The organism is Candidatus Symbiopectobacterium sp. (genome assembly GCF_020054415.1).
In the GTDB taxonomy this organism is placed as follows: Bacteria; Pseudomonadota; Gammaproteobacteria; order Enterobacterales; family Enterobacteriaceae; genus Symbiopectobacterium.
Map to the genome: position 1 here is coordinate 1 of NZ_JAHWCO010000307.1, position 10,238 is coordinate 10,238.

General features: G+C 55.4%; 7 protein-coding genes and 3 pseudogenes. 6 read left to right on the forward strand and 4 right to left on the reverse strand.

All coding sequences use genetic code 11. The features are described 5' to 3' along the window. The 3 genes and pseudogenes from QZ506_RS08970 to QZ506_RS08980 all read left to right on the forward strand — a co-directional run. Nucleotides 1–86, forward strand: a pseudogene (locus QZ506_RS08970) (lipoprotein); the annotation flags it as partial. 199 nt (nt 87–285) lie between these two features. After that, nucleotides 286–876, forward strand: a complete 591-nt coding sequence (gene pagP / locus QZ506_RS08975) for a lipid IV(A) palmitoyltransferase PagP (RefSeq protein WP_291970512.1) — start codon at nt 286–288, stop codon at nt 874–876. A 96-nt stretch (nt 877–972) separates the two neighbouring features. Next, entirely contained in the window at nt 973–1,872 is a 900-nt protein-coding gene (locus QZ506_RS08980; protein ID WP_291970500.1) for a carboxylate/amino acid/amine transporter, read from the forward strand. Here QZ506_RS08980 and metR read toward each other — a convergent pair. After that, on the reverse strand, nt 1,775–2,713 hold the full coding sequence (metR, locus tag QZ506_RS08985; protein ID WP_291970502.1) for an HTH-type transcriptional regulator MetR: 939 nt from the start codon (nt 2,711–2,713) through the stop codon (nt 1,775–1,777). The genes QZ506_RS08980 and metR overlap by 98 nt on opposite strands. Nucleotides 2,714–2,816: 103 nt before the next feature. On the opposite strand from metR, the gene metE reads away from it, so the two are divergent. Further along, the gene (gene metE / locus QZ506_RS08990) at nt 2,817–5,078 is read left to right on the forward strand and encodes a 5-methyltetrahydropteroyltriglutamate--homocysteine S-methyltransferase (protein WP_291970504.1); all 2,262 of its coding nucleotides are present in this window, start codon (nt 2,817–2,819) and stop codon (nt 5,076–5,078) included. 58 nt (nt 5,079–5,136) lie between these two features. Here metE and QZ506_RS08995 read toward each other — a convergent pair whose 3' ends face one another. Further along, entirely contained in the window at nt 5,137–5,964 is an 828-nt protein-coding gene (locus tag QZ506_RS08995; protein ID WP_291970506.1) for a dienelactone hydrolase family protein, read from the reverse strand. A 173-nt stretch (nt 5,965–6,137) separates the two neighbouring features. Between QZ506_RS08995 and udp the strand changes: the two genes are divergently transcribed. Both udp and QZ506_RS09005 read left to right on the forward strand, forming a co-directional pair. Continuing rightward, the gene (gene udp, locus QZ506_RS09000) at nt 6,138–6,905 is read left to right on the forward strand and encodes a uridine phosphorylase (RefSeq protein WP_291970508.1); all 768 of its coding nucleotides are present in this window, start codon (nt 6,138–6,140) and stop codon (nt 6,903–6,905) included. 29 nt (nt 6,906–6,934) lie between these two features. Continuing rightward, nucleotides 6,935–7,720, forward strand: a complete 786-nt coding sequence (locus QZ506_RS09005) for a tyrosine-protein phosphatase (RefSeq protein WP_291970510.1) — start codon at nt 6,935–6,937, stop codon at nt 7,718–7,720. Nucleotides 7,721–7,776: 56 nt separating this feature from the next. Here the strand turns inward: QZ506_RS09005 and ppc are convergent. Together ppc and QZ506_RS09015 are read right to left on the reverse strand one after the other, a co-directional pair. After that, nucleotides 7,777–10,177: pseudogene (gene ppc, locus QZ506_RS09010) on the reverse strand (phosphoenolpyruvate carboxylase); the annotation flags it as partial. Then, a pseudogene (locus QZ506_RS09015) lies at nt 10,153–10,238 on the reverse strand (lipoprotein); the annotation flags it as partial. The pseudogenes QZ506_RS09015 and ppc, both read right to left, overlap by 25 nt.

Below are 10,238 nucleotides of genomic sequence, written 5' to 3' on the forward strand. Positions count from 1 at the left end.
CTCAGGTGGGTGAAGCCATGGCCATGGTCAAAGCGCTTAACCGGATCACGCTATTAGGAATGCCGAACAGTATTCGCGTCACGTAACAATCGACCCGTATGGGGCGCAGTCATTACAGGTTCTGATTTATTCAACAAAGCCCAATATAACGTGTGAACCCGTCACATACCGGTTTGGACAGGCTTTTACCCGTGGCCTGTTTCCCTAAACCAGACTTTCCCTGTCATCTGACGGTTCATGTCTCGCAACAACATTGATGGTTTATGAGAAGCAAAGATGTATCTGATGCGTGTGATATTTACCCTTTTCCCTTTTCTGTTCTCGCTTCCTTCCCTCGCTGCCCCAACGGATTCCGCCGTGGAAATGTCGAAGGAGTCTGTGCAGAGCAATAGGCAGGGCAGTTGGTGGCAAAAAGCCAAATTTAATCTGTCAGAAACCTGGTCGAATTCATCAAGTCAGTATCTCTATATCCCGGCTATCACCTGGCATAACCGCTGGACTTACGACAAAGAGAAAACCGACAAGTACAATGAACGTCCCTGGGGCGCAGGCTATGGTGTGTCACGTTTGGATGCCGACGGTGATTGGCACGGTCTGTACCTGATGGCGTTCAAGGATTCCTTCAACAAATGGGAGCCTATCGGCGGTTATGGCTTTGAGAAACGCTGTACGCCTACCACGAATCCGGATTTCCAATTGGGTGCGGGTTTCACCGCTGGCGTTACTATGCGGGACAACTGGCACTATATCCCGATTCCGGTGCTATTGCCGCTGGTCTCGGTGAACTATCAGCGCCTCTCTTTTCAGGCGACCTACATTCCTGGCACCTACGACAACGGCAACGTCTTTTTTGCTTGGCTGCGCTGGCAAATCTGATTGTTGGTATATAAACCAAATGTAAACAGCATTGGTCGAGGATTATGCAGAAAATGCGGTACAATGGCCCCTTATCGTTTTTACTAGGGTATCAGCGTGTTATTACTGGTCATTACCACCATTCTGTGGGCATTTTCTTTCAGCCTGATTGGCGAATATCTGGCGGGGCAGGTCGATAGCTGGTTCTCTGCCATGTTTCGTTTAGTGCTGGCAGCTGTGGTTTTTCTGCCGTTCCTGCGTTGGCGTGGTTATTCAGCCAAAGTACTGGGATTGTACCTGCTGATCGGTGTGATCCAACTGGGCGTGATGTACCTGCTGCTGTTCCGTAGTTATCTCTATCTCGATGTTCCGACGCTGCTGCTGTTTTCAGTAATGACGCCGCTGTACGTCACGTTGATTTACGATGTAATCAGCGGGCGACGCTTGCGCTGGGGCTATGCCTTTAGCGCGTTGCTGGCAGTATTGGGGGCCGTAGTCATCCATTATCATGGCGTCAGTGCGCATTTTTGGCATGGTTTTCTGCTGATTCAGGCTGCCAATATTTGCTTCGCCGCAGGGCAAGTAGGCTATAAACGCCTGATGGAGCTGCACCCGATGCCGCAGCACAGTGCGTTTTCCTGGTTTTATCTGGGGGCGGGATTGGTGACGCTGGTAGCGTGGGGACTGTTTGGCAACTTCACCAAACTACCCACCGCCCCGATACAGTGGGGCGTGTTGGTTTTCTTGGGGGCGATTGTCTCCGGCCTGGGCTATTCCATGTGGAACTACGGTGCCACCAAGGTGGATGCGGGCACGCTAAGTATCATGAACAACTTTCACGTCCCTGCCGGACTACTGGTTAACTTCCTCTTCTGGCAGAAGACGCCCGACTGGGGGCGTTTCGCGCTGGGGTCTCTGATTATCTTTGCGGCTTTGTGGGTACACCAGCGCTGGGTCGTGCAGCATACCGCACGGACGGCAGATGCGAACACGTGTGCTGGCGGGCAGAACGAATAAAGGCTTCAAGTACCGGCTGGCGCTGCTCTCCATCGCGTACCGCAGCGTACAGTCGGCTCCACAATCCTTCACCCAGCGTTTTGGTCACCACCAAACCCTGACGTTCAAAACCTTCCACTACCCAGTGTGGCAGCGCGGCAATACCCATGCGTGCCGCCACCATCTGAATTAGCAATAGGGTGTTATCCACGCTCTTTAACGTTGGACTGATGCCTGCCGGTTGCAGGAAATGACGCAAGATGTCCAAGCGCTGGCGCTGAACCGGATAGATCATCAGGATCTCATCGGCGAGATCCTCCGGTGAAATCGTCTCTTTGCTCGCTAATGCATGGTCTGGTGCCAGTACCAGTCTCACTTCAAAATCAAACACCGGTGAATAGTGCAACCCACTGCGCGGCAAAATGTCCGATGTCATCACCAGATCCAATTCCCCCTGTTGCAGTGCCGGTTGGTGATCAAAGGTGACACCGGATTTGAAGTCCATGTTCACCTGCGGCCACTGGCTGTGAAAATGCTCCAGCGCGGGCGTTAGCCACTGAATACAGCTATGGCACTCAATCGCCAGACGCAGCGTGGTCTGATGCGGTTCGTTGCATGCCTGCAACGCCCGTTGAATCTGGGGCAACACCTGATCGGCCAATTGCAGCAGGATTTCCCCTTGAGGAGTAAAGTGCAGCGGTTGGCTCTTACGTACAAACAGCCGAAAACCCAGACGCTGCTCCAGTTCACTGAACTGGTGGGAAAGCGCCGATTGCGTCTGGTGAAGCTGCGCGGCAGCGGCTGCCAGCGAGCCTGTGCCGCGCAGTGCTTGCAGTGTCCGTAAGTGTTTCAGTTCGATCATGAGAGTCCTTCACAATGGCAGTGAATAATTTGCGCTTGTGCATTATACAGTACCTGTTGATTATGGATATGTAAACATCTGGACGGCTAAATGAGGATTAACGATGGCAATTTTAAATCACACACTGGGTTTTCCGCGCGTCGGACTGCGCCGTGAACTGAAAAAAGCGCAAGAAGGCTATTGGGCAGGCAACCTCACTCAGGCTGAGCTGCTGGAAGTGGGCAAATCGCTGCGGGTACGTCACTGGCAACAGCAAAAAGACGCTGGCGTTGACTTGCTGCCGGTGGGTGATTTTGCCTGGTATGATCATGTACTGACCACCAGCCTGCTGCTGGGTAACGTGCCTGCGCGCCACCAAAATGCCGATGGCAAGGTTGATATCGACACGCTGTTCCGTATTGGCCGTGGTCGTGCGCCGACGGGCGAACCGGCGGCCGCCGCAGAGATGACAAAATGGTTTAACACCAACTACCACTACATGGTGCCCGAGTTCACTCGGGGGCAGCGTTTTGCCTTGACCTGGACGCAACTGCTCGACGAAGTGGACGAAGCGTTGGCACTGTGCCACAAAGTCAAACCGGTGCTGCTGGGGCCGGTGACCTACCTGTTGTTGGGCAAAGTGAAGGGTGACTCATTCGATCGTCTCTCCCTGCTGAAAGACATTCTGCCGGTGTATCAACAGGTGCTGGCAGAGCTTGCTAAACGTGGTATCGAGTGGGTGCAGATTGATGAGCCTGCACTGGTGCTGGAACTGCCACAAGAGTGGCTGGATGCCTTTAAACCGGCTTACGATGCGTTGCAGGGCTCGGTCAAACTGCTGTTGACCACCTATTTTGACAGCATCGGCCATAACCTGGATACCCTCCGTGCGCTGCCGGTACAAGGTCTGCATGTGGATCTGGTGCACGGTAAGGATGATGCCGCTGCGCTGCTGGCGCAACTGCCGGCTGATTGGCTGGTATCACTGGGTGTGATTAACGGTCGTAACGTGTGGCGTACGGATCTCAGCACCTGGTTTGAACGCCTGCAACCGCTGGTCGGGCAGCGTCAACTGTGGATCGGTTCTTCCTGTTCTCTGCTGCACAGCCCGATCGATCTGAGCGTGGAAACGCGTTTTGATGACGAAGTTAAAAGCTGGTTCGCCTTCGCATTGCAGAAGTGTGCTGAACTGTCGCTGCTGACGACGGCACTGAACAGTGGCGAGGGTGCTGCTCTGGTGGAATACAGCGCACCGATTCGTGCGCGCAGCACCTCAACGCGCGTTCACAATGCGGCAGTGACTCAGCGTCTGGCGGCGATCACCTCGCAGGATAGCCAGCGTCAACACGCCTATCCGGTACGTGCCGAGGCACAGCGTGCACGTTTCAATCTTCCCGACTGGCCGACTACCACCATTGGTTCCTTCCCGCAAACCACAGAAATTCGTGGCCTGCGTCTGGACTTCAAGCAAGGCCGCCTTGATGGCAACAACTACCGTACCGGCATCGCCGAACACATCAAACAGGCGATTGTCGAGCAGGAACGTCTGGGTCTGGACGTATTGGTGCACGGTGAAGCAGAACGTAACGATATGGTCGAGTATTTTGGTGAACACCTAGATGGCTTTATCTTCACCCAGAACGGGTGGGTGCAGAGCTACGGTTCACGCTGTGTGAAACCGCCGGTGATCATTGGTGATATCAGCCGCCCGGAACCGATTACGGTCGAGTGGGCCAAGTATGCCCAATCCCTGACCGACAAGCCGGTAAAAGGTATGTTGACCGGTCCGGTGACCATCCTGTGCTGGTCGTTCCCGCGCGAAGATGTCAGCCGTGAAACCATCGCCAAGCAGATCGCGCTGGCACTGCGTGATGAAGTGGCGGATTTGGAAAGTGCAGGTATCGGTATTATTCAGATTGATGAACCGGCACTGCGTGAAGGGCTGCCGCTGCACCGTTCTGACTGGCAGGCTTATCTGGCATGGGGCGTGGAAGCATTCCGTCTGAATGCGGCCGTGGTACGGGATGACACCCAGATTCACACCCATATGTGTTACTGCGAGTTTAACGACATCATGGACTCCATTGCGGCACTGGATGCGGATGTGATCACCATTGAAACCTCGCGTTCCGACATGGAGCTGTTGGAGTCGTTCGAAGAGTTCGAGTATCCGAATGAAATCGGGCCGGGCGTGTACGATATCCACTCACCGAACGTACCGAGCGTGGAATGGATTGAAGCGCTGTTGCGTAAAGCGTCACAGCGTATTCCCGCCGAGCGTCTGTGGGTCAACCCGGACTGCGGCCTGAAAACGCGCGGCTGGCCGGAAACGCGTCAATCACTGGCTAACATGGTCGAAGCGGCACAGCGCTTACGCGCAACCTAAACCTAACCTCACAAGGTTGGTATCAAACGCAGGGCGTTTCTCCCTGCGTTTTTTTTGCTTATTTCACACCATACTGCGCAAACCACGCCAGCATACGCTGCCAGCCATCCTGAGCAGACGCTTGATGGTAGCTGGGGCGATAATCCGCATGGAAAGCGTGTCCCGCCTCGGGATACACCACAATCTCCGCCGTGGCGTTGGCGGCGCGTAGCGCCTGTCGCATCAGCTCGACCTGATCGAGCGGGATACTGCCATCTTCTGCGCCGTACAAACCGAGCACGGGCGCACTGAGATCGGCGGCGATATCCACCGGGTGTTTCGGCGTGGTCAGGGTTTTGTTACCGGAGAATTTACCGTACCAGGCAACGGCGACTTTCAACTGCGGATTGTGCGCCGCATGCAGCCAACTGATTCGCCCACCCCAACAGAAGCCGGTAATCCCTATTTTGTTCGCATCGCCGCCTTGCCGCACGGCCCAGTTGGCCGTGCGATCAAGATCCAATAGCACCTGTGCATCCGGCACCTTACTGACCAGTTCGCTCAGCAACGTCGGAATATCATCATACTGATGTGGATCGCCCTGACGGAAATACAGTTCTGGCGCGATGGCAAGATAACCCTGTTTCGCCAGCCGACGGCAAACATCCTGAATATGCTGATGCACCCCAAAAATTTCCTGTACCACCAGAATGATGGGATAATGCCCATCACCTGATGCCGGTTTGGCGAGGTAAGCGGGAAGCTGCTCACCTTGGGACGGAATGGTGGTCTCACCCGCGATAATCCCTTGGCTGTCGGTGAGGATAGTTGACTCGGCATGGGGCGTAACAGCACGGGTCATCGCACGATCGGTTTGTCGGAGTTCCAGCGGTTCGGCCACTTTCATGGTGGTTGTTCTCCTCTTGAGCATAAAAGGGATTATTGGTGTGACAGCGCGCAATTTATAAGTGTATACCACTGTATTGGTTTCTTTTGGTAGTGAGATATATCACTGCTGTTAGGGTACTGATGCGCTAGGATAATAAACAGTACTATCTTGCCCATGATGAGGAGACGATTATGTCTGAATCTGATGTGTTCCACCTGGGGTTAACCAAACAGGGGCTGCAAGGGGCGACGTTAGCCATTGTGCCCGGCGATCCGGCGCGGGTTGAAAAAATCGCGCACGAGATGGATAACCCTGTGTTTCTGGCCGCGCACCGTGAATTTACCACTTTGCGTGCTACGCTTGCAGGGCAACCGGTGGTTATCTGCTCTACGGGTATTGGCGGCCCCTCGACCTCCATTGCGGTGGAAGAACTGGCGCAATTAGGCGTCAGAACCTTTCTGCGCGTGGGCACCACAGGTGCGATCCAGCCTGATATGAATGTGGGGGATGTATTGGTGACGACGGCGGCTGTGCGTTTGGACGGTGCCAGCCTGCACTTTGCGCCGCTGGAGTATCCGGCTGTGGCCGATTTTGCGTGCACTGCCGCGCTGGTTGATGCTGCGAAGGCCTCCGGTTTCCCGCTGCACATTGGCGTAACCGCCTCTTCGGATACGTTTTATCCGGGGCAAGAGCGCTACGATACCTACTCTGGGCGCGTCGTGCGACGTTTTCAAGGCTCAATGCAAGAGTGGCAGAGCATGGGCGTGTTGAATTATGAAATGGAGTCTGCCACGCTGCTCACCATGTGTTCCAGTCAGGGATTGCGGGCGGGCATGGTCGCAGGCGTCATCGTCAACCGCACCCAGCAGGAAACACCGGATGTTGCGACGATGAAGCTGGCGGAAACCGCTGCCGTTACGGTGGTGCTGGATGCAGCACGCCGGTTATTGAGTGCCTGAGTTTTCCGCCACGTATTGCAAGGAGTTGTATGACAACATCAGCACCACGCCATCCCTCTTTGGTTGCGTTAGAGGGCGGCATCAATTTCCGTGATTTAGGTGGATTATATACCGCAGATGGGCAACGTATTCGCCCGCGCAAACTGTTCCGTGCAGGCTCGTTGGATCAACTGAGTGCCTCTGACTGTGAGCACCTGGCCGGTGTTCCCATGTCGCACGTGGTTGACTATCGTGACCCGGATGAAGTGACGGCCAAGCATGATATTCTGTGGAAAGGCGCGCATTATCACACGTGTCCCGCCAACCCGATTCGCCACGAGGTCACGGCCAGTCTGGAGTCGTTGGGTTCAGATCAGCTCCCTGCGTTTGATTCACAGGCCTTTATGCTGGAACTCTATCGGCGTTTGCCTTTCAACAATCCCGCCTATAGTCAACTGGTTGCCCTGTTGCAGAGACCAGAAGAAGGGGCACTGGTGCAGCACTGTGCTGTCGGCAAAGATCGTACCGGCATCGGCTCCGCTCTGGTGTTGTTTGCGCTCGGGGTGGATGAAAAAACGGTGATGGAAGATTATCTGGTTACGGACATCACCCTTGCGCCTTTTCGCGAGCAACTGCTGACATCGCTGGCCGATACGCTGAATGAGAAAGCGCTGTCGCAATTCTCCTTTGTGCTCTCGGTTCAGGAAGCCTTTCTGGCGACCGCACTGCGAAGTATCAAAGAACGCTATGGTTCTATAAACCGTTGGCTGGCGACGGACTATGGGCTGGATGATGACGCGCGCTACCAATTGCAGCGTAAGTATCTGGCTGACTAAGTAAAGCAAGGCGATATCCCGCCTCAATGTGAGGCGGGAACAGAGCGGTGTTGCGGTTAGCCCGTGTTGCGCATACCCGCTGCCACGCCTGCAATGGTCACCATCAGCGCCAGTTCCACCTCTGGGCTGGGGTTTTCCTGCTCACGCGAACGGTGTAACAGCTCGGCTTGCAGCACGTTTAACGGGTCGGTATAGACGTTACGAAGCGCGATAGACTCAGCAATCCACGGCAAATCTGCCATCAGATGGTCATCGTTGGAAATTCGCAGCACCACGTTGATATCTGCCGCCAACTGGTCGCGCAACTCTTTGCCCAACGGCCACAGTTTTTCGTCGACCAGACGCTGATCGTAGTATTCCGCCAGCCACGGGTCCGCTTTGACGAACACCATTTCCAGCATCCCGACACGCGTGGAGAAGAACGGCCAGTCGCGGCACATGGTTTCCAGCGCTTTCTGCTGACCATTTTCCACGATTTTTTGCAACGCCGCGCCCACGCCCAACCATGCTGGCAGCATCAGGCGGTTTTGCGTCCAGGCAAAAATCCACGGAATGGCGCGCAGGCTTTCTACACCACCGTTAGGACGGCGTTTGGCCGGACGTGAGCCGAGCGGCAGTTTACCCAGTTCCAGTTCCGGCGTTGCGGCGCGGAAGTAAGGCACAACGTCGTGATTTTCACGCACATAACCGCGATACATATCGCAAGACACGCGAGAAAGCTCATCCATGATGTCGTGCCATTCCGGTTTCGGCTCTGGCGGCGGCCGCAGGTTGGCCTCAAGGATAGCACCGGTATAGAGCGACAAACTGCTGATGGTCACTTCCGGTAAACCGAACTTGAAGCGGATCATTTCTCCCTGTTCGGTGACGCGCAGGCCGCCTTTCAGGCTGCCCGGCGGTTGTGACAGCAGGGCGGCGTGAGCCGGTGCGCCACCGCGACCGATGGAGCCGCCGCGTCCGTGGAACAGCGTAAGCGCAATGCCTGCTTTCTCGCAGGTTTTGATCAGTGCGTCCTGCGCGCGGTATTGCGCCCAGGAAGCCGCCATCACGCCCGCATCTTTGGCGGAGTCGGAATAGCCGATCATCACCATCTGCTTGCCTTGGATAAAGCCGCGATACCAGTCGATACCCAGCAGTTGCTTCATCACATCGTAGGCGTTGTTCAGGTCATCCAGCGTTTCAAACAGCGGAGCGACTGGCAAGGCTAAGGGACAACCCGCTTCTTTTAACAGCAGGTGCACGGCCAGCACGTCGGATGGTGTGTGCGCCATGGAGATCACGTAAGCGGCGATAGAGCCCTGCGGCGCTTCGGCGATCACCTTGCAGATATCCAGCACTTCTTTGGTTTCTGCGCTCGGTTCCCACTGACGGTGCAACAACGGACGTTTGGAACTTAATTCTCGAATCAGGAACGCCTGCTTGTCGGATTCAGACCAGCTTTCGTAGTCGCCCAGCCCAAGGTAGCGGGTGATTTCCGCTAGTGCTTCCGTATGACGCGTACTTTCCTGACGCGCATCGATACGTACCAACGGCACGCCGAAACAGCGCACACGGCGCAGGGTATCGAGCAGTTAGCCGTCGGCGATAATGCCCATGCCATAGGCATGTAGCGATTGGTAACACGCGTGCAGCGGTTCCCACAGCTGTTCGTTGTGTTCCAGCAGATCGTGCGGACGCAGCGTGCGCTCGCCCTTCAGGCTGCCCCCAAGGTAAGTCAGGGTCGCGTTAAGCTGCGCACACAGGGATTTCATAGTAACGCGATAGGGTTCCTGAACCTCTTCCCCTTCTGCGATACCGGCGCGCTCACGCAGCACCGGTGTGCATTCCGACATGGAAAGCTCGGACACCAGTACCTGAATATCACGCAAAGACAGGTCTACTGCTTTCCAACGGCTCAGCAGCAGGACGTGACGGGTAATTTTGGCGGTCACATTTGGGTTGCCGTCGCGGTCGCCACCCATCCAGGAGGTGAAGCGTACGGGGACAGAATCCACCGGCAGGCGGAAACCAAAGGATTTTTCCAACTGCTCATCCAGCTCGCGCAGGAAGGCTGGCACCCCTTCCCACAGGCTGTTTTCCACCACGGCAAAGCCCCATTTGGCTTCGTCTACGGGGGTTGGGCGGATCTTACGGATCTCATCCGTATGCCACGACTGGGCGATCAACTGACGCAGACGGCGCATGATCTGGTTGCGCTCATAGTCTGCCAGATCGTTGTGATCGAGCTGTTTCAGGCAGTTGTTTACCTCAACCAGCTTATGAATCAGTGTGCGACGGGTAATTTCTGTCGGGTGCGCGGTCAGCACCAGTTCAATGGAGAGCGTCTCCACCGCGTCACGAATATCGCGTTCGCTTAAGTGTGCCTGCGCTTTCAGACGGCTTTGTTGAATAAATCAGAACTTGTAACGACTGCGCCCCATACGGGTCGATTGTTACGTGATGCGAATACTGTTCGGCATTCCTAATAGCGTGATCCGGTTAAGCGCTTTGACCATGGACATGGCTTCACCCACCTGAG

Bases quoted from the DNA above. Each gene is read 5' to 3' on its own strand.
- pagP (WP_291970512.1), top strand. From the start codon at position 286: ATGCGTGTGATATTTACCCTTTTCCCTTTTCTGTTCTCGCTTCCTTCC.
- metR (WP_291970502.1), bottom strand. From the start codon at position 2,713: ATGATCGAACTGAAACACTTACGGACACTGCAAGCACTGCGCGGCACA.
- metE (WP_291970504.1), top strand. From the start codon at position 2,817: ATGGCAATTTTAAATCACACACTGGGTTTTCCGCGCGTCGGACTGCGC.
- QZ506_RS08995 (WP_291970506.1), bottom strand. From the start codon at position 5,964: ATGAAAGTGGCCGAACCGCTGGAACTCCGACAAACCGATCGTGCGATG.
- udp (WP_291970508.1), top strand. From the start codon at position 6,138: ATGTCTGAATCTGATGTGTTCCACCTGGGGTTAACCAAACAGGGGCTG.
- QZ506_RS09005 (WP_291970510.1), top strand. From the start codon at position 6,935: ATGACAACATCAGCACCACGCCATCCCTCTTTGGTTGCGTTAGAGGGC.